The organism is Nitrosomonas sp. Is37 (assembly GCF_033063275.1).
Lineage (GTDB): Bacteria > Pseudomonadota > Gammaproteobacteria > Burkholderiales > Nitrosomonadaceae > Nitrosomonas.
The window spans coordinates 1-20,118 of record NZ_JAWJYP010000033.1; the positions used below are offsets into that span (position 1 = coordinate 1).

21 protein-coding genes and 1 tRNA gene are annotated in these 20,118 nt (G+C 41.1%); 14 read left to right on the forward strand and 8 right to left on the reverse strand.

Annotated elements, in window-relative coordinates; translation table 11 throughout:
- Positions 1-65 precede the first annotated feature (65 nt).
- The 4 genes from R2Q26_RS15590 to R2Q26_RS13030 form a co-directional block, all read right to left on the reverse strand.
- Positions 66-440, reverse strand: coding sequence for a phage integrase central domain-containing protein (locus tag R2Q26_RS15590; RefSeq protein ID WP_411182357.1), 375 nt, complete (start codon positions 438-440; stop codon positions 66-68).
- Between the two features lie 48 nt (positions 441-488).
- On the reverse strand, positions 489-752 hold the full coding sequence (locus tag R2Q26_RS15595) for an Arm DNA-binding domain-containing protein (protein WP_411182355.1): 264 nt from the start codon (positions 750-752) through the stop codon (positions 489-491).
- A 135-nt stretch (positions 753-887) separates the two neighbouring features.
- A tRNA-Ser gene (locus R2Q26_RS13025) sits at positions 888-980 on the reverse strand.
- A gap of 64 nt (positions 981-1,044) precedes the next feature.
- A complete protein-coding gene (locus tag R2Q26_RS13030; protein WP_317536679.1) occupies positions 1,045-2,274 on the reverse strand; it encodes an aspartate kinase in 1,230 nt (409 codons plus the stop codon).
- 186 nt (positions 2,275-2,460) lie between these two features.
- On the opposite strand from R2Q26_RS13030, the gene R2Q26_RS13035 reads away from it, so the two are divergent.
- From R2Q26_RS13035 to R2Q26_RS13055, 5 genes are all read left to right on the forward strand, one after another.
- On the forward strand, positions 2,461-2,901 hold the full coding sequence (locus R2Q26_RS13035; protein ID WP_317536680.1) for a hypothetical protein: 441 nt from the start codon (positions 2,461-2,463) through the stop codon (positions 2,899-2,901).
- 160 nt (positions 2,902-3,061) lie between these two features.
- Positions 3,062-3,673, forward strand: a complete 612-nt coding sequence (locus R2Q26_RS13040) for an SCP2 domain-containing protein (protein WP_317536681.1) — start codon at positions 3,062-3,064, stop codon at positions 3,671-3,673.
- Positions 3,674-3,767: 94 nt separating this feature from the next.
- Positions 3,768-5,294 (forward strand): ubiquinone biosynthesis regulatory protein kinase UbiB, encoded by a 1,527-nt coding sequence (gene ubiB / locus R2Q26_RS13045; protein ID WP_317536682.1) that lies wholly within the window; start codon positions 3,768-3,770, stop codon positions 5,292-5,294.
- A 247-nt stretch (positions 5,295-5,541) separates the two neighbouring features.
- Positions 5,542-5,850, forward strand: a complete 309-nt coding sequence (locus tag R2Q26_RS13050) for a (2Fe-2S) ferredoxin domain-containing protein (RefSeq protein WP_317536683.1) — start codon at positions 5,542-5,544, stop codon at positions 5,848-5,850.
- 34 nt (positions 5,851-5,884) lie between these two features.
- On the forward strand, positions 5,885-6,517 hold the full coding sequence (locus tag R2Q26_RS13055) for an alpha/beta hydrolase (RefSeq protein ID WP_317536684.1): 633 nt from the start codon (positions 5,885-5,887) through the stop codon (positions 6,515-6,517).
- A 19-nt stretch (positions 6,518-6,536) separates the two neighbouring features.
- Here R2Q26_RS13055 and R2Q26_RS13060 read toward each other — a convergent pair whose 3' ends face one another.
- Positions 6,537-7,439, reverse strand: a complete 903-nt coding sequence (locus R2Q26_RS13060; RefSeq protein WP_317536685.1) for a LysR family transcriptional regulator — start codon at positions 7,437-7,439, stop codon at positions 6,537-6,539.
- Positions 7,440-7,651: 212 nt separating this feature from the next.
- Between R2Q26_RS13060 and R2Q26_RS13065 the strand changes: the two genes are divergently transcribed.
- From R2Q26_RS13065 to R2Q26_RS13085, 5 genes are all read left to right on the forward strand, one after another.
- Positions 7,652-9,073, forward strand: coding sequence for a form I ribulose bisphosphate carboxylase large subunit (locus R2Q26_RS13065; RefSeq protein WP_317536686.1), 1,422 nt, complete (start codon positions 7,652-7,654; stop codon positions 9,071-9,073).
- 67 nt (positions 9,074-9,140) lie between these two features.
- Complete coding sequence (locus R2Q26_RS13070) at positions 9,141-9,497, forward strand: ribulose bisphosphate carboxylase small subunit (protein ID WP_317536687.1); 357 nt, start codon at positions 9,141-9,143, stop codon at positions 9,495-9,497.
- Positions 9,498-9,620: 123 nt separating this feature from the next.
- Positions 9,621-10,424, forward strand: a complete 804-nt coding sequence (locus R2Q26_RS13075) for a CbbQ/NirQ/NorQ/GpvN family protein (protein ID WP_090568672.1) — start codon at positions 9,621-9,623, stop codon at positions 10,422-10,424.
- 43 nt (positions 10,425-10,467) lie between these two features.
- On the forward strand, positions 10,468-12,795 hold the full coding sequence (locus tag R2Q26_RS13080) for a nitric oxide reductase activation protein NorD (RefSeq protein ID WP_317536688.1): 2,328 nt from the start codon (positions 10,468-10,470) through the stop codon (positions 12,793-12,795).
- A 46-nt stretch (positions 12,796-12,841) separates the two neighbouring features.
- Positions 12,842-13,144 carry a hypothetical protein gene (locus R2Q26_RS13085; protein ID WP_317536689.1) on the forward strand — a complete coding sequence of 101 codons (303 nt, stop codon included), beginning with the start codon at positions 12,842-12,844 and terminating at the stop codon, positions 13,142-13,144.
- Between the two features lie 62 nt (positions 13,145-13,206).
- On the opposite strand, the gene R2Q26_RS13090 is transcribed toward R2Q26_RS13085, so the two are convergent.
- Positions 13,207-13,614 (reverse strand): hypothetical protein, encoded by a 408-nt coding sequence (locus tag R2Q26_RS13090; protein WP_317536690.1) that lies wholly within the window; start codon positions 13,612-13,614, stop codon positions 13,207-13,209.
- 51 nt (positions 13,615-13,665) lie between these two features.
- Here R2Q26_RS13090 and R2Q26_RS13095 point away from each other — a divergent pair, with 51 nt between their 5' ends.
- Complete coding sequence (locus tag R2Q26_RS13095; RefSeq protein ID WP_317536691.1) at positions 13,666-15,471, forward strand: ABC transporter ATP-binding protein/permease; 1,806 nt, start codon at positions 13,666-13,668, stop codon at positions 15,469-15,471.
- Between the two features lie 57 nt (positions 15,472-15,528).
- Here the strand turns inward: R2Q26_RS13095 and R2Q26_RS13100 are convergent, their stop codons facing one another.
- Positions 15,529-15,759, reverse strand: a complete 231-nt coding sequence (locus R2Q26_RS13100) for a hypothetical protein (RefSeq protein ID WP_317536692.1) — start codon at positions 15,757-15,759, stop codon at positions 15,529-15,531.
- A 193-nt stretch (positions 15,760-15,952) separates the two neighbouring features.
- On the opposite strand from R2Q26_RS13100, the gene R2Q26_RS13105 reads away from it, so the two are divergent.
- The 3 genes from R2Q26_RS13105 (at position 15,953) to R2Q26_RS13115 (ending at position 19,322) form a co-directional block, all read left to right on the forward strand.
- Positions 15,953-16,918 carry a cadmium-containing carbonic anhydrase gene (locus R2Q26_RS13105; RefSeq protein WP_317536693.1) on the forward strand — a complete coding sequence of 322 codons (966 nt, stop codon included), beginning with the start codon at positions 15,953-15,955 and terminating at the stop codon, positions 16,916-16,918.
- A 1,863-nt stretch (positions 16,919-18,781) separates the two neighbouring features.
- The gene (locus tag R2Q26_RS13110; protein ID WP_317536694.1) at positions 18,782-19,000 is read left to right on the forward strand and encodes a hypothetical protein; all 219 of its coding nucleotides are present in this window, start codon (positions 18,782-18,784) and stop codon (positions 18,998-19,000) included.
- A 76-nt stretch (positions 19,001-19,076) separates the two neighbouring features.
- Positions 19,077-19,322: a transposase gene (locus R2Q26_RS13115; protein WP_317536695.1), complete on the forward strand. Its 246-nt coding sequence runs from the start codon at positions 19,077-19,079 to the stop codon at positions 19,320-19,322.
- Positions 19,323-19,729: 407 nt separating this feature from the next.
- On the opposite strand, the gene R2Q26_RS13120 is transcribed toward R2Q26_RS13115, so the two are convergent.
- Complete coding sequence (locus R2Q26_RS13120; protein ID WP_317536696.1) at positions 19,730-20,059, reverse strand: DUF190 domain-containing protein; 330 nt, start codon at positions 20,057-20,059, stop codon at positions 19,730-19,732.
- Between the last annotated feature and the right edge of the window lie 59 nt (positions 20,060-20,118).

Sequence of the window (20,118 nt, forward strand, 5' to 3'; positions counted from 1 at the left end):
GATTTCTATCGCTTTTCTAGGCATAATGCCTAGTATAAATCAAATAATATATGCTATTAATGCAATTAAACACTAGTTTTGATGCGTAATGCCTGCATGACTCCAGGCAAATTGATATAAGGAATGGCATTAAAATGCACGACTGGCGATACTTTCTTCGGTGCCGCAAATACATGATCTAAACAGCCGTTCCATCGCGCAGAGTTACTTTTATCAACCCCTTCGTAAAGAAAAGCGTAATCCAGTACGACTTCTATTCTCTGTCTTACCCTGGAGGCCGTTTCCGTCTTACCTTTCCAGATTGAATTGAGGACTGCTTTGGCATCATCAATACCAATATGAGTTACTGATTTATCTCCGATGAATGGAAATGCGTACTGCTCAAGTGTGTTTATCCATTGACTTGCATGCTTACTATTTGCGCCAGCCTGCTTTTTTATGGTTTATACACTCACGCGCGTATTCAGAAAAAGTCTTACTAGGTTTTTCTATCCACAATACTTCTTTAGGTGATTGTCCGTGCAAGATTGCACGACGCATGTCATTGGCTGTTTCACGTGTTTCTGCCAGGGTTCTACATTTGTTGAGCCTAATCCAAGCTCGATTGGTCGACCATTTTGCTTATATCGGAATACCCAACTTCGAGAACCTGATTCCCTTACCCGTAACAGAAGATTACCACCATCTGAATGTGTGCCAGGTGGAAGTGAGTTAATTTGAACTGCTTTGAGTTTTTTGACTTCTCTTGCCATCTCGTCTTTCCATCCGTCTTTCCCTAAATGTAGGATGGTAGTATATTTTTTGAGACGATTTTGGACAAACTATTTACTAAGTAGCTTGTTTTATCAACACTTTAACACTTCTTTGGATAGTGTTGGATTAAGTGTTGGCGGAGAGAGAGGGATTCGAACCCTCGATAAGCTTTTTGTGCCTATACTCCCTTAGCAGGGGAGCGCCTTCGACCACTCGGCCATCTCTCCTTAGAGCCGCAAGAATAGCGGGTTAAGAATGCCAGGTCAAATTTTTTATGACTTCTCGCAAATTTTATTGAGCTTGATCTAAATCAAAAGCCTTATGAAGAACCCTGACTGCAAGTTCCATATATTTCTCGTCCACTACGACTGATATCTTAATTTCTGAAGTTGTAATCATCTGAATATTGATTCCCTCTTCAGCCAAGACACGAAACATCTTACTAGCAATACCTGCATGCGAACGCATTCCCACACCCACTAATGAAACTTTGGCAATCTTATCACCACCAATGACATCTCGTGCACCAATATGAGGCAAAATCTTATCCCTCAATATGTTCATTGTATTGGTAAATTCATTACGATTGACAGTAAAGGAAAAATCAGTGGTTCCATCGTGGCTCACATTCTGAATAATCATATCCACGTCAATATTGGCATCAGCAACAGGACCAAGAATTTGGTAAGCAACACCTGGATGATCTGGCGCACCCAGTATAGTTATTTTTGCTTCATCGCGATTAAAAGCAATGCCTGAAATTACAGCCTGTTCCATATTATTATCTTCCTCAAAAGTGATCAGTGTACCTTCTCCATCTTCTCCAAAGCTAGAAAGCACTCTGAGCTTAACTTTGTATTTGCCGGCAAATTCAACTGAACGTATTTGTAATACCTTAGAACCGAGGCTCGCCATTTCGAGCATCTCTTCAAAGGTAATTGTTTTCAATCGCCTTGCTTCTGGTACGATTCGAGGGTCGGTTGTATAAATACCATTCACATCCGTGTATATCTGACATTCATCGGCCTTAAGCGCTGCCGCAAGCGCCACGCCAGTAGTATCCGACCCTCCTCGCCCTAACGTAGTAATATTATTAGCTTCATCGATGCCTTGAAAACCTGCAACCACCACAACGTATCCCGCTTCAAGATCAGCCCGAATTCTGTCTTCATCTATTTTTAGAATTCGTGCTTTGGTGTGCGCACTATCAGTTAATATTCTAACTTGTCCACCTGTATAACTCTTGGCTTTAATATTAAGTTCCTTCAATGCCATCGCTAATAATGCAACGGTAACTTGTTCACCGGTAGAAACCATTACATCAAGCTCACGAGGATCAGGATGAGCTTGAATTTCTTTAGCTAATGCAATAAGGCGATTAGTTTCTCCACTCATAGCAGAAACAACCACAACTAATTCGTGACCCTGAGTAAAGTATTTAGCAACACGCCGGGCTACATTTTTGATACGCTCGGTACTACCAACCGATGTCCCACCATATTTTTGAACGAGAAGAGCCACTTAATTAACCAATTTTACTAGAAATGGAAACAATCAAAATTATCTTTGAGATTTTACACATTTCTTGGAAAGAACACTATCTTCTTACTATAAATTCAAATAAAAAAACACTTGCGAAATCGTTATGCTGGCTTGTAATATCCCAATAAAACTCTTTATTGTCTCAATACAAACTGGTAACAAAGAATGGCCGATCAGAATTATATAATCAGACAGCAGGATAAAAATGCTGCGGTAAGCTTTATTGATAATCAAATAGCTAGTAATTCACATTGGTTAACTATGGACGATACCCAACGTCTGGGTGCTGAACTTGAGTATCAAAATGTCAGACACGACTCTATAGCTTTGAATGAGTGGTGTCAAAAATGGTTGAATGAAACCCAGTGGGTACAGTTAAAGAATGCGATTTCTATTGCAAGAGATCAGATTGAAAGTCAAAAATATAGACCGCCGCTTAAAACTATCGGTATAACGTATACAGCATGGCAAATTCTTTCTGAATTGGCAAAGCATGATGGCGTGACACTTTCTGAAGTCATCATCAACAGACTGGGAAATAACTGGTTAAATTTATATAATGGCGCAGAAACTGGTAACTATAGTAATAAATCAAATCAATCCTGATATAAATCCATAAATATGGTCTTTAACTACTTTAGATAAAATTGATTCGAAATTACGTTATCACAATAAGTTCCACTATACGATAAGCAATCTTTTAGCTTAAGAAACAATCTCATTGCCTGCATAGCGCAACCAATAAGCTATAATTATTCAATTACTTATGTTACCATCTATTGCCATTGCTGCATTTAATCATGTATTAGACGGAGAGTCATGGGCATGTAACCGTCTACAATCTTTCGCAGGCAAATCTATTCATCTTTCTATTTTCCCACTAATTGATTTGAATATCGTGATACAAACTGATGGGAAATTAGCAATAGCCTCTCCAGTTAATGCCAGCACAGATACTACCCTTATTGTCGCTCCAAGTTTGCTACCGCGTCTGATTTCTCGCGATGAAAGTGCTTTTGATGAAATCAAGATTATGGGAGATACCACATTTGCTAATGAATTATTATTCATTAGCAAAAATCTGTATTGGGATATCGAGCAAGATATAAGCTCCATTTTTGGCGATGTGCTTGCTCACCGTATGGTTAAAGCTGGACAAAATTTGATTCATTGGCAATCAGAAAGCATGCTTAATCTATCTCAAGCGCTGATCGAATATCTTACAGAAGAAAAATCTGTTTTATCCAACCATACTGATATTGATCGCTTTACTATTGAAGTAAATTTATTACAAGATCACGTAACACATCTGGAAAAACGAATTTATCGTTTAATCAATCTATTACCCTTCAAAGCAGAAAAAAACATTTCTTTATAAATAGGGAGTAATGAACTGACTTAGAATAGAGTGAATAATAATTATTAATTCTACCCTTCCTCTTATTTATATTCTTTGTCAGACATAACAATAAATGCGAATTTTTCGCCTCATAAAAATTATTCTAATCGGATTCCATTTTGGCTTAGATGATATTTTACTTAGCCATCCACGTTTGCGATTATTGCGGCCGCTAGCCAAATTAGTGCCATTCAGGGCGCGTCTCAAATTACCTCCTGCTATGCGTTTACGTCTGGCACTGGAAAAACTGGGACCCATTTTTATCAAATTTGGTCAAATGCTCTCCACTCGCCGGGATTTATTAGCGCAGGATTTTGCTGATGAACTAGCAAAACTCCAGGATCAAGTCCCTCCGTTTCCTTCCGATTTAGCCGTTGCTACGTTAGAAAAAGTTTATGAAAAACCAATCAATGAAGTATTTTTTAAATTTGAAAAACAACCCGTAGCCAGCGCATCAGTCGCTCAAGTTCATTTTGCAACTTTATATAATGGTACAGAAGTTGCCGTCAAAATTTTACGCCCAGATATCGCGCCTGTCATTGCGCATGATGTTGCATTAATGGAAACAGGCGCATGGTTACTTGAAGCGGTCTGGCCAGATGGTAAACGCTTAAAGTTACGTGAAGTGGTAACAGAATTTGCACGCCACTTGGAAGATGAACTCGATTTAATTCGTGAAGCAGCCAATTGCAGCCAATTGCGGCGCAATTTTTTAGATTCTTCCTTATTATTCGTTCCGGAAGTTTATTGGGACTATTGTCATTCAGAAGTCATGGTTATGGAACGTGTGCAGGGTATACCCATTAGCCATATCAGCACACTTCGTGAGCATGACATTGATATTCCCCAACTTGCCCGTGTTGGCGTTGAAATTTTTTTTACACAAGTATTCCGGGATGGTTATTTTCACGCTGACATGCACCCTGGCAATATTTTTGTCGGATTGGATGGGCGCTACATTGCAGTAGATTTCGGCATTATGGGAACGCTCAGTGATGAGGATAAAAATTATCTGGCACAAAATTTTCTAGGCTTCTTTCGTCGTGACTACAGACGTGTAGCGCAAGCGCATATCGAAGCAGGCTGGGCACCAAGAACTACGCGTGTCGATGATTTTGAGGCTGCCATTCGCGCTGTTTGTGAACCAATTTTTGATAGACCATTAAAGGAAATCTACTTTGGACGTGTTCTGTTGCGATTGTTTCAGGTTTCACGCCAATTTAATGTAGAAATTCAACCTCAACTCGTATTGCTGCAAAAAACCCTGCTCAATATTGAAGGACTCGGGCGTGATCTTGATCCCGATCTCGATTTATGGAAAACAGCCAAACCATTCTTGGAAAGCTGGATGTCGGAGCAAGTTGGCTGGCGTGGTTTAATAGGCCATATTCAAAAAGAAGCACCTAACTGGGCGACGATGCTGCCAGAATTTCCACGCTTGCTACACTACCAGCTAGGCCAAGAACGTGTTCTAGTAATGGAAGACAGGCTTGCTGAACTGGTTGCACAAGAAAAAAAACAAAGTCGTTTACTTGCCTTAGTGGCGGTATTGCTTGCGGCACTCCTTGGCGCCCTGCTATACACCCAACTCTATCTTTAAAGTAGAAAAATTAGATTTGCTAAAACTCATTTTTGGGTGGTAAGGTTATGACGCTTTTTGAAGCTTGCAATGTAGTTCAGCACTTTACTAATTAATCATATTGCGATCGATAATGTTAGCCTACGTATCAACTCTGATAATTTTTTTATCCTGGCAAAGCAATCCTCAAAATACTTCAGGAACTGAATTACAAACAGAGATGACTACTTAGTCAGTTATAGACCGAAAATCAAATTGAGATAACTCGATGACTTATTATCAAAAACATGTTTTTTTCTGCGTCAATCAACGTAAAGCCGGCGAAGCCTGCTGTAATAATCACAACGCTCAAGCAATGCGTGATTATGCAAAAGACCGAATTAAAGCGCTTGATCTTAGTGGGAAAGGGAAAATTCGCATTAACAACGCTGGCTGCCTTGATCGTTGTAACGAAGGGCCTGTCATTGTGGTTTACCCAGAAGACATTTGGTACACCTATGTTGACCAGGAAGATATTGATGAGATCATTGATGAGCATTTGATCAACGGCCATATCGTTGAACGTCTGAGAATTTGAGCCTTACCACCTCAATTTCATCAGATCGATAGATTTGAAAACACCGACTGAACATAAGTTATTTATTAAGGGTCCAGCTGGCAAACTGGAAACAATTGTCTTAGTTCCAGCTTCCAAACCTCGCGGAATTGCCATTATTGCTCATCCGCATCCGCTTTACCATGGCAATATGGATAATAAAGTCGTATATATTCTCTCCAAAGCATTGATTGAATCTGGTTATATCACAGTTAAATTCAATTTTAGAGGGGTAGGTGCGAGTGAAGGAAATCATGCCGAAGGTATCGGAGAAGTGGAAGATGTGCTGGCAATTACTCAAGCTATTCGTCATCAATATGACATTATCCCCTATCAATTACCATTATTACTCGCCGGCTTTTCCTTCGGTGGGGCCATACAAGCCTACGCTGCACAACAACTTAACCCCCAAAAATTAGTGCTCATTGCACCTTCTGTTGACCGACTGAATGCACCAGCTGTAATCAATCATGCAGATAGCGTACTCATCGTACATGGCGACCAGGATGATATTGTTTCCCTCCGTTCTGTTCTTGATTGGGCCACACCGCAAATAATTCCAGTTGTCGTCATTCCAGGGGCTGAGCATTTCTTTCACGGAAAACTCTCTATCCTTAAACAAATAATCTTAAATGCCTGTCAAATTTAGTTTATTCCTCGTAATTCTTTCAGGACATTAGACCTGATGCTTCTTTCAGCAAGAAATCTTTGAATGTCTTCGCCACATTAGAAAAACGCTTATTTTTCCGATGTACGATATACCAATGACGCATAATTGGAAATCCTTGTACATCCAGCACCTTAAGTCGATTTACCTCCAACTCCAATTCGATTGTATGCTGTGACATGATACCCAACCCCATACCCGCTTGAACAGCCTGTTTAATTGCTTCAGTGGTATCCGCCTCCATCCCTCTATTGATTTTGATCTTTTGTTCAGCAAAAAATCGCTCCATCGCACTGCGTGTTCCAGATCCTGGCTCGCGCACCAAAAAAATTTCCTGTTCAAGGCGTTTTACAGGAATTTGCTGGATATCACATAAAGGATGATTAGGCGGTGCAATGATCACCAGAGGGTTTTCCATAAAAGATTCAGACACAATATCTAGCCCCTCAGGGGGTTGTCCCATAATTGCCAAATCAGTCAGATTATCCGCTAATTGTTTAAGTACAATCTCTCGATTGGAAACATGCAAGCTGACGGTTACGTCCTGATAGCGCTGACAAAATTTAGCCAGTAAATGAGGAGCAAAATAATTGGCCGTACTAACCACTGAAATATTCAATTTGCCTCGCTCCAATCCTTTCAACTCATCCAGGGCAAGCTCCATATCCGCCAATTGTTGTGCGATGGCCCGACTGTACTGATAAAGCTCCTGCCCGGCTTCGGTCAGATATATCCGCTTACCCATTTGCTCAAACAAAGGAAGTGCTACAGTATCTTCAAGTTGCTTGATCTGGATCGAAACAGCAGGTTGTGTCAGAAAAAGCTCCTCAGCAGCCCGAGAAAAACTAAGATGACGTGCAACAGATTCAAACACTTTCAATTGACGCAGGGTAATATGCAACATAGACTTAATTAAGATGGTTAAGAATGAATATTATTTAATATATAAATAAAATCTTATCATAACTATCAGAATTATTAATTTGTTCTTATGATTAATCGTATATATAGTGTCTACTGAATTACAAATAGTCCTTTTTAATAACATTTCGTCCTGCTTTTTTCTCTAGTTTGAAGAAATCATAGGCAGGGCTCTCAATAACAGGAGATTGCAAGATGGCTGCTAAAACCTATAGCGCCGGTGTTAAAGAATATCGGCAAACTTACTGGGAACCCAACTATAACGTTCAAGATACTGATATCCTGGCCTGCTTCAAGATCACTCCTCAACCAGGTGTTGACCGTGAAGAAGCGGCCGCAGCAGTTGCTGCCGAATCCTCCACTGGAACCTGGACGACAGTATGGACTGACCTATTGACCGATTTGGATTACTACAAAGGACGCGCCTACCACATCGAAGATGTGCCTGGCGATGATACCTGCTTCTATGCATTTATTGCCTATCCGATTGATTTATTTGAAGAAGGCTCAGTCGTTAACGTATTTACTTCGCTAGTCGGTAACGTATTTGGCTTCAAAGCAATCCGTGCGTTACGCCTTGAGGATGTCCGCTTCCCCATCGCCTTTGTGAAAACCTGTGGTGGCCCACCCTATGGTATTCAAGCTGAACGTGACAAGCTCAATAAATATGGTCGTGCGTTATTGGGTTGCACTATCAAACCCAAATTAGGTCTCTCTGCTAAAAACTATGGCCGTGCTGTTTATGAGTGCCTACGCGGCGGCTTGGATCTCACCAAAGACGACGAAAATATTAACAGCCAGCCTTTCATGCGTTGGCGCCAACGTTTTGAGTTCGTGATGGAGGCAATTCATAAAGCAGAACGCGAAACCGGCGAACGTAAGGGTCATTACCTGAATGTAACGGCACCTACTCCTGAGGAAATGTACAAACGTGCTGAATTTGCCAAGGAATTGGGCGCACCTATCATTATGCACGACTTTCTGACAGGTGGTTTCACTGCGAACACAGGTCTGGCTAACTGGTGCCGGGATAATGGCCTGCTGCTGCACATCCATCGCGCTATGCACGCCGTACTGGATCGCAACCCGCATCATGGCATTCATTTCCGCGTATTGGCTAAAGCTCTGCGTCTATCCGGTGGTGATCATCTGCACTCCGGAACCGTGGTTGGTAAACTGGAAGGTGATCGTGAAGCGACCTTGGGTTGGATTGATATCATGCGCGAATCCTTTATCAAAGAAGATCGTAACCGCGGAATTTTCTTCGATCAAGATTGGGGTTCCATGCCTGGTGTATTCCCTGTTGCATCAGGTGGTATCCATGTTTGGCACATGCCAGCACTCGTTGCAATCTTTGGTGACGATGCTTGCTTACAATTTGGCGGTGGAACATTAGGGCATCCATGGGGTAACGCAGCAGGTGCAGCAGCAAACCGCGTAGCGCTGGAAGCTTGCGTAGAAGCTCGTAACGAAGGCATACCTATCGAAAAAGAAGGCAAAGCTATTCTGACCAATGCTGCCAAACACAGCCCAGAACTTAAGATCGCCATGGAAACATGGAAAGAGATCAAATTTGAATTTGATACCGTCGACAAACTGGATGTAGCACATAAATAAGTAACCTACTTGTTTCTCTGAATCATGATGATTCAGAGAAACTTTTACTGATTATCTGGAGTTAAGAATGTCTGAAATGATTGATTATAAGAGTCGTCTGAGCGATCCAGCCAGTCGGAAATTTGAAACATTTTCCTATTTGCCATCGCTGAGTGAGGAGCAAATCAGAAAGCAAGTTGAGTTTATTGTAAAAAAAGGTTGGAATCCTGCGATCGAGCATACTGAGCCTGAGTATCTCATGAGCAATTACTGGTATATGTGGAAATTACCTATGTTCGGCGAAACTGATGTAGACCGTATTCTCGCAGAAGCTGAAGCATGTCATAAAGCGAATCCAAATAATCATGTTCGCTTGATTGGTTATGACAATTTTTCCCAAAGCCAAGGTACAGCGATGGTCATTTACCGCGGCAAGACTGTTTAATCGTACAGCACGGGATAGCCATCCTTCACAACCCCCCGTTGCTAGAAAGTAGCGGGGGTTTTATTTTGCACAAAATTATCAAAAATATGAGCTACGCCTTACACGTTAATGCTGGAGAACGAAATGAGTGACGCTATCGAGCAATACATGATCAAAAATGAACCTTATTATCATCCTGTTGCTGATGAAGTAGCGCTGTATGAAGCAGCTTACTCGGCCAGGATACCGATGATGCTTAAAGGACCAACTGGTTGTGGCAAAACCCGTTTTGTCGAATTTATGGCATGGAAACTCAAGAAACCCCTTATTACAGTCGCCTGTAACGAAGATATGACTGCTTCTGACTTAGTGGGAAGATTCCTGCTGGATGCCCAGGGCACACGCTGGCAAGATGGGCCTCTGACAATTGCTGCCCGTCATGGTGCAATCTGTTATCTGGATGAAGTCGTAGAGGCAAGACAAGATACCACGGTTGTGATTCATCCGATGACTGACAGTCGCCGAATACTGCCGCTGGAAAAAAAGGGCGAACTGATCCATGCGCACCCTGATTTTCAGCTGGTTATTTCCTACAACCCTGGTTATCAGAGTCTGATGAAAGACTTGAAGCAATCCACCAAGCAGCGTTTTGGTGCATTGGACTTTAATTACCCAGATCACGACACTGAAACGGAGATTGTGTCACATGAATCTGGTATTGATAAAACCATAGCCACCAAATTGGTATCGATCGCAGAACGTGCCCGCAACTTAAAAGGTCATGGATTAGACGAAGGGATTTCTACCCGCATGCTGATCTATGCAGGTAACTTGATTGCCAAAGGTGTAGATGCACACGCTGCATGCCGCGTGGCACTCGTTCGCCCCATCACAGATGATCCTGATATGCGCGATGCACTTGATGCAGCCGTAGCTACCTTTTTCTAAGTAGAAATTTATTTTCTTTAGACTCATTTTTACAAGATACGGTATGAGCGTTAATCTGACTGACTACAAAGAGTTACTGGAATCATTGCCACCCGAATCCATGTCATTGCTTGAAAATACCTGGCATGATGCGACCAGAATCCTCTCGCCCCGAGGATTAGATAACTACTTGAAAGGTGCGGCTGCTCTGCAAGGGCTCGGACGCGGACGTGCGTTAATAGATACGTGGATCGATGAAGCGCCGCAAGTTGCCAAGGAAGTTGGAGAAGATGTTATTAGTGATCTCGCAACCACTGCTTTGATGCTTGCATCGAAAACTTCTGGAGCCGTGATTGAACTGATTCTTGCAACAGCCGCTACTGCTGCCAAGAGACTCGGTGACGCAGATTTATTTCGTCAATACCTTCAGTTTCTCAACACACTTATTGCCCAAGCACCACGTGGTGTCCGCCCATTGCTGGATAAACTCGATATTTTGCTGGGTCAATTGACACTCGGTGGCCTACGCCGATGGGCTTTGTGGGGTGCACATGCTCATCGTACCAACTATGAGGAACAAATCCAATATTTCAGTATAAATTCCAAGGAATCGCAAGCGGTTCTCCAAAAAGAAAGAAAAGGCACACTATTTGTCGATATCCAGCGTCGCATCAATATTTACTTACGTGCCTTATGGGCACGTGATTTCTTTATGCGCCCTACCTCAGGAGACTATGAAACTCGTCAAGGTTATCGACCCTATATTGAAAATTACTTCATTCATCTACCTGATGCCTATGATGCCCATGGTGAGATTGCAGCAAGCGAAGTTTACCGCGCGGCAGCCGCACATGCAGCAGCACATTTGGTAGAAACGAAATTCCCTATTTCTGCTGAAGCCTTGAATCCATTACAAATGGCGGTTATCTCAGTTATTGAAGATGCGAGAGTAGAAGCACTCTCAATCCGGCATTTCCCAGGTTTGCGCCAAATTTGGTCAAGCTTGCACGATGCAACGCCTCACATGAAAGCCACGATCGGCGATTATCTCAATCGCCTGGCACGTGCACTGCTTGATCAGACTTATGAGGATAATGATGACTGGATTATTGAAGCCCGATCTTTATTTGCGCAAGCCCAAGACCGTCTGGGAAATAATCAGATTTCCTGGGATATCGGCGTACAGCTCGCTCATAAGATCATGGACAAAAAAATCGCATTCAATCCCCGTACTGATATCTTGACAGCACCCTATCTGGATGACAATCGCTATTTCTGGGAATTTGAGGAATTTAATTTTGAACACTCACAGACTGCTGGTTATGATGAGATCAAGCAAATACGTAAATACGTCAGTGTCATGGAGCTGGCCAATGAGGTAGAAGTCGAAACGGCTGGCGATGATGCCCAAGAAATCTGGGTGATGGGAACAGAATTCTTTCCTTACGAAGATAGCGGCGTTTCCTATAATGAATTGGAAGGTAAAGAGCCTATCTCCCCTCCTTATCATTACTCAGAGTGGGATTATCAAATCCAGCTAGAACGCCCTACATGGGTCACTGTTCAGGAGAAACGTGCTAAATTAGGCGATATCCAGGTGATCGATAGCATTGCTGCACAATATAAACGTGAAATTTCGCGCACGAAATTTTTGCTCGACGCCATGCAGCCGCAAGGGGTGCAACGTATCAGAAAGCTGGAGGATGGTGACGAAATCGATATCAATGCAGCGATTCATTCCACGATTGATATTCGTATGGGCTTGCAACCTGACCCCCGTATCATGATGCGATCTGTTCGCAAAATACGCGATATCTCAGTGCTCGTACTGCTTGATTTGTCTGAGTCCACTAACGATAAGGTTTCTGGTCAGGATTTCTCTGTACTTGATTTAACTCGTCAAGCAACTGTATTGTTCGCCGATGCCATCAATAAAATTGGTGACCCCTTTGCGATTCATGGGTTTTGTTCGGATGGCCGGCATGATGTTGAGTATTATCGTTACAAGGATTTCAACCAGCAATATAATGAAATCCCCAAAGCTAAGCTAGCTGGCATGACAGGACAACTGTCGACCCGTATGGGCGCGGCTATTCGGCATGCAAGTCATTATTTGAAATCACAACGATCCAGCAAAAAGCTATTACTGGTCATTACCGATGGCGAACCTGCTGATATTGATGTGCGCGATCCTCAGTATCTCCGTTATGATACTAAAAAAGCTGTGGAAGAAGCTGGCCGATCAGGAATAATCACTTATTGCATGAGCCTTGACCCACGCGCAGATCAGTATGTTTCACGTATTTTTGGTGCACGTAATTATATGGTAGTTGACCACGTAGAAAGATTACCAGAAAAGTTACCGTTACTTTATGCTGGATTAACTCGTTAAATGTTTTCATTTGGAAAATACCACACATACACTTTTTATGAGTACGATGAAGGAACAGTTTTACGCGGGAATCAATGAGGACACAAATGGTGGTCTAACGCATCTCGGCCGTATGGTCATTGATGCTTGGGTTTTTGGCATTTTGCCAGAATCAGAAATGTGTGCAGGCTGGAGTCATTCGCAAATGCAGAATTTGTATGAAAAAGTTCATGCAGCATGGGAGCCTTATGCTCATCTACCTAGTCGCTTACCAGCCGATTTACAGCAACGGCATACAAGGCTTTATGCACAAATTATCGATGTTGCAAAAAGTAAGGGTTGGGATGCAGAATTGGATGAGGATGACTGAGCACAGATAAAAAAGGTGTTTATATTTGTGCTCACCACGAATATGTGTTGAGCACCTTGTCATTAACCCTGGGCTGCAGGAAATTTAATCACTCGTGCTGGCGTTTTTGGTATCTGCTTATCGGCGAGTAATCGTAATGCTTTTGGAAATTCCTCCTGAAGCCTTAGCATAATATCTGCTTGGTTCTCTCCATAATAAACTGCTTCATATGCAACTGGCTCACTGAGTTTTGTCCGTTCTTGCGGTTGAAAATTTTGCCATGCAATATCAATCCAGCACTTACGTTCGCCATCGATAAAAATGAATTCTTCTTTATCCAGGATAGCCAAGTACTGGATAGACCGGATGGGTACAAATAGATAATCATCAGAACAACGGGAAAGTAACTGGCGCGCCAGGTTATAAGTGCTAGCAGGAAGAAAATGAGGTTCCCGTTTGATCTCAGGATCGCGATAACAAGTGATCTCCATTAGGTAATTCTCCTTCTATAATTTTCGAGATTTTAAAAAAACCTTTAACTCATGTGCGCCACACGCTTGAATAAACCACCTTCTAACCGTAATGATTGGAAAACAATCCGTTCCCTTTTGCCTTATTTATGGGAATTCAAAGGCAGAGTCATTGCTGCCTTAATGTTACTGCTCCTGGCTAAACTTGCCAATGTCAGCGTGCCCTTAGTGCTCAAAGAAATTATTGATGCGCTTGATCAGCCGAAAGCCCTGGTGGTATTGCCTGCATTTCTCTTGATCGCTTATGGTATTTTACGCTTCTGCAGCACAGTATTTGGTGAGCTGCGCGATGCGGTATTTGCCAAAGTCACCCAACGCGCAATCCGGCGCGTGGCCATCCAGGTTTTTGGTCATTTACACTCATTATCGTTACGATTTCATCTAGCAAGACAAACTGGCGGAGTATCGCGTGATATCGAGCGTGGTTCACGCGGGATATCATTCTTACTGAACTTCATGCTGTTCAATATTCTACCAACCCTGCTGGAAATTGGATTGGTTATGCTAATTCTAATTAGCCAATATGATATCTGGTTTTTCGTCATTACATTGATCACGCTGCTTGCCTATATTGCTCTGACACTCATCATCACCGAGTGGCGCATGATTTTCCGCCGTACCATGAACGACATGGATTCCAAGGCCAATACCCGCGCGATAGACAGTTTATTAAATTATGAAACAGTTAAATATTTTGGAAATGAAGCATGGGAAACAAGACGATATGATGAACATCTGCAGCAGTGGGAAGAAGCGGCTGTTCGCAATCAAACCTCTCTGGCAGCACTTAATACCGGGCAAAGCGCCATTATTGCCATCGGTATCACCTTACTGATACTACTGGCAGCAGACAAGGTCGTCATGGGAGAGATGTCTTTGGGTGATCTGGTGCTGGTTAATACTTTCCTGCTCCAGCTTTATATGCCCTTACACTTCCTGGGCTTCGTTTATCGTGAAATCAAGCACTCACTGGCAGACATGGAAAAAATGTTCAACTTACTGGATGAGCATCAAGAAATAGCAGATCAATCAGAAGCCATTAAACTCCTGACAGATAGTGCGAGTATTACTTTTGAGCATGTGAACTTCAGTTATGAAACCAATCGCCAAATTTTATTTGATGTCAATTTTACCATTCTTGCTGGAAATATCGTTGCAGCGGTAGGGCATAGCGGTTCAGGCAAATCGACGCTAGCACGTTTACTTTTCCGCTTTTATGATGTCACTGACGGCAAGATACGTATCAACGACCATGACATACGCGAGGTCACACAAGAAAGCCTCAGAGCATTGATTGGCATCGTGCCGCAGGATACCGTATTGTTTAACGACAGCATCTATTACAACATTGCCTATGGGCGACCCGATGCCACGCATGAAGAAATCCTTGCCGCGGCTAAATCAGCGCATATTCATGACTTTATTGAAAGTCTACCTGACAAATATGAAACGCAAGTGGGAGAGAGAGGACTTAAACTCTCTGGTGGCGAAAAACAGCGTATTGCCATTGCGCGCGCAATTCTTAAGAAACCAGCGATTCTTATTTTTGATGAAGCAACCTCAGCGCTAGATTCAAAAACCGAGAAAAATATACAAAAAGCATTGAAGCAATTAGCCAAGAATCGTACTACGCTCGTAATTGCGCATCGTCTTTCCACTATTATTGATGCTGATCAGATTTTAGTCATGGACAAAGGTCACATAGTTGAGCGTGGAACCCATCAGCAGCTTCTTGCGATAAATGGTGTTTATGCACATATGTGGGAACTTCAACAGCAAGAAGAACTTGTGCTACCGCACGAGCAGAAAGATAAATAACTTATTTATCTGATATAAGAATAGAAACCAAAAATCACTTCTCGCTTTAGCCCACCCTTAATTAATGCTTCCATCATCTGTAAATTTCTCAAAATATTTTTTGATGACAATCGTACTGGGTATTTTATCTTTCTGGTTGAGAACAATGTAATTAACAATGCCATGTATTGCCATTGCAATCAATAACCCTTCAAATATACCTAATTGAAAAACCAAGAACGCGCAGAGCAACGCAAGAATTAAAGCATATTGACCATGATGAGCTACATACACACGATCTGCAATCATTTTTCCCACCAGTAAAGATCATAATGATTGCCAGTGAGAACTTTGGCAAATATTCTAAATAAATAAGGTAATCTCCCGCCTATGCCGGTAGATTACCTTATTTATTTAATTCTTTTTCCATTTGATATTTCACACAGGATAATTATCAAGTAATATTGTTGAAAGATAGCTAACCACAAAAGAAGGTAAGAGCATGTTTAAAAAATTAAGAAGTATGTTAAGATTTTTAGGCAGTGATTCTAAGCTAGACAGTGATTCTAAGACAGGTTTAATAAAAGAAAGAAATAATATTACTCTTATGACACAATTCAGAACATTAGGTAACTTTAATTTAGGAATGGGGAAGATCGGTCCGGGTAATCGGGTTGATATTGATCAAAAAATATTAAATGAGATGTATGAACGTGTTGCAACGGGTGAATTCAATATTTCAGTAAATGGTAATTTACCAGAAATCTGTGTAGATGGCCGCACAGATAAAAATGGCAGCCGTAAAAGAGCTCCATCTGCTGCAGGTGGTACACTTAGCATGGTTTATGGGGTTGATCTTGGAGATTCTGAGTCCTTTGGTAAAAAAACAGAACTAGAACTTACTGCTGAGGTAATGGACATCCTTAAGAATAAGAAGCAACCAACAGGCGTTCATGGCGATGATCACAGTAATTGTGGTTGTGGAGCATGCTCAAAAGCTCCCGATATCTATCATCATATCGTTAAGCAAATCGATTCTATTGCAGCTCTTACCAGTAATTATGGTATTTCTATCAGTGATACCGAGAAAGCATACGTTACTGAGAAAGCCACGAAACGCCTGAATCAGTCTGGTTTTTTTGCTGAAGATCGTTCCATAGTTCTCCAAACTGCTCGAAGCCATGGTGCTGATTACGAAGAACTAGTTGACGCTCATAATGAGCTTGGTATCGCACTAAACACAAAAGCTGGCACAACTGTTGATCGAGCTGCAATTCGTCGTATATTTGGTCAACAATATGATTTATTTGTTGTCGACGCATGGACATTTGACAATGCTGCTCGGGAACTCAAGCCGGAATACAACAATCACGATATTGCACGAATTTCTAAAGCGATTGCAATACAAAATGTTGCAACAGCTTCAGTCTTGGGGCATTCTTCTTTACCCATAATTCCAATTAAGTAAGAATTATGTGAATTACTCCATTAATTAGAAATCAGCAAAATAAACAATCGCCGCCACAAGCGGCGATATCGGATTTGAGGAAAGACCGTATCCTCATATAGCTTCTATCATTTTTGCTTGACACAGCAAAGATTTTTTGTTTCATCAATAAATCGAGTACCTACAGCAAAATCAATTTGTAGATGTAATTCAATTCCTATGTATATATTCGCAGAAGATAGTATTTTACGTTTTAAGATATTAAGAGTGAATCCAAGACGAATTGAAATTATAAAATTCTTCTACTTATCCTTAAGCGCATGAGTCTTTTATTTATAATCTTATACCTTTTATAGTTACTACCCTTTCGCCTAAAGAACGATAAATTTATTGTTTTCCCTTTAGGAGACTTTAAATTATTTCTAACTTAGATATGTAATTTCTAGTTACTGATTAGCTTAGAAAGAAATTCACATCCATTACATTCCATACGGTATCACTCATCTGACTCAGTATGCAGGTCAATATCTCGACTATTGCTTACGTTGGCTCACGAGACTTGGGATCAGATCAAAGCAATGATCGCTAATATTCGTAAAGGTCTTGAATAAATTCTGGCAAATGCGCCTCGGTTACCAAAAGCGGAACGAAGGTCTACCTTGGTACGCTATATCATCAACAAAATTATCACTACCAGATCAGAAAATCCCCCAGTTCTCGATTCGCCAATCTTTCACTTGGTTTTCAATCCGAGTTACGGGAGGAGTCAGTGCTAAAAGAGAAATTTAGGCAAATAGGAACTCCCCACCTTCCTAGGTGGGGAAATTAATCTAATTGACACTACAAAGTAATGTCATAAAATCTTTTAATGTTAGTATTTTTTAGCTAATTGTGGCCAAAGTTAACCATCCATGAAAGGTTAACATTCCAATAAGAATTATAGACATAACTAAAGAATTAGAATTAATTTTGGATTGCTTCTTTTTCATAATAACTTCCTTTCTTAATTAAGAATTCATAAATTTAAATTATTAAAAATTATTAAAAATATAATAAAAATAATACTTTATATTATATATTCACAATTTGTTTATATAATATTTATATATTCCTAACAAATTTTTCACAATTTTTTCACAAATTTTTATTTTTGTAAATATTTAATTATTTTTATTGAAATTAAAAATGAAAATTTTAGATCTTAGGAAGTTAAGCACTTACTAAACTGTGCTAACTTACTGAAATCAATATTAAAAATAGATGCTATTTTTGTTTTTAAATTTTTAAAAATTGCATTCGACAATTGCCTGTCAGCAACATGTCGGAAAAGACGGGTTAATTCATGATGGATTTGCACGGCTGTTTTGGGATTTTCTTTGCGCCAAGGAGCATGCTGTCACAACATATCGACTGCTTGATCATTTAAACAACTGAGCAGTTGCACCAGACCATAACTCAGCATAGTAATATGCACTACTCCCGGACCCGGCGATGTAAGGTTCGGAGAGTATATTGCCACGCTTCTTTCATGCTCAAAGTTTGCTTCAGATGATTGAATATGGGCTCAATCGACCAATGCTGTCTATAATTTTCAACCACTTGCTCCACTGTCAATGTGATATATCAAAACAAGACAATTATGATTATGATAGAAGGCATGGCATATTCGTTGGATTTTCGCCGTAAAGTTCTATCAGTTCAGAAGAAAGAAGGACTTACAATCAGAGGTAACGACCCGATTTGATGTTGGTGTGGCAAGCGCAAGATCGATCTCTAGGGACGCAAGGATGTTCTTGATCACCCCGATGATGCTTACCAGTACGAACAAGCAAAGCGTCTGGGCGTTACGCAAAATGTGATTTTCCTGTCCTCAGGAAATTGCGCGTGACCTATAAAAAAACACTGCGGCACCCTAGGGCGAACGAAGGCGCACAGCTTCCCTTCCAGGAGAAAATCAAGGCGCATGAAACAGTCGGCCGCACGATTGTTTACATTGATGAAAGTGGGTTTGCCCACGATGTACCGCGCGCGCATGGATATGCTCACATGGAGCAAAGATACTACGGCGTTCGGGACTGGCATGCCAAAGAGCGGACAAAGTGATCAGTGCGCTGATCGGAGAGTTCTTTCATACCATCAGATTGTTCAGGACGTCCATCAATGCCGATGTTTTCTACGCGTGGACCGCGTGCAAGACCCGTTGCCCAAACTTTCTCCGGCTTGCGTTATCGTGATGGACAATGCTGTTTTCCACAAGCGACAGGATATTCAGGATATCATCGCCAAAGCCGAGCACGTATTCGAATATTTGCCCGCTTGCTCCCCGGACCTCAACCTCATAGAACACAAATGGGCTCAACCAAAAGCCCTGCGCAGAAAATTTCAATGCTCCATCGAGAACCTCTTCAATGAGAATATTTTTTGAATCATTCCTAACTGGTTGGGCTATAATACATTGTGGCAACCATTTTCGACAATTTACTCCACGTCAAAGTTCATGCTGAGCCTATGTGAGTGATACAAAAAGCGTTTGAAAAGTGCTGGAAAGCGTAACTGGTAAATACCCTTCATTCAAAGTATTCGCAGGGGATGTCGACTATCGAGATATAGCAGTAGATTTTGTAGTTAATGAACTAGGCCTGGTTTTGCAAATTTCGTAAAAAATTGAAGGATAATAAGCTGTTTTGCCGAAGCAGTGGGAACAAAAAATCTAGTAAAGCAATCTAGATTATTATTAAATGATCTGAACAATAAACACAAATTTAAATATATCGATAAAGAAAGCGCCAATCAAAAAGTAGATACGGCGCTTTCTTTAATATCTTTTTTTATCTAGTAAGAAATCGTTGGCCCTTTAACCCAATCACAGTCAGAAATTAAGCAAATTCCACCTATTTCTTTCATTCTCCCAGATATAGTTTTAACTAATTTCTCGGCTTGATCTTCAGTGCAAGCAATAATTATTAGAATATTTTTTTCATGAAGAAATATTTCCTCCGATTGTCGCTTTCCACGACTTCCAAAGCCTCCAACTTCCCTTAAGTATGTGTAGCCTCGAATATCAAGTGATCTGCATATCTTTTGAATTTCATCAAAATCCTCTTCGTCAATAATTATTTCCACTCTTTTTAATGGTACTATGGAATCTCTTTCCAAAATCATAACCTCTCCTTTCATTTATAAATGAACAGCATCTAGAATTGATACTTACAATTAACTAT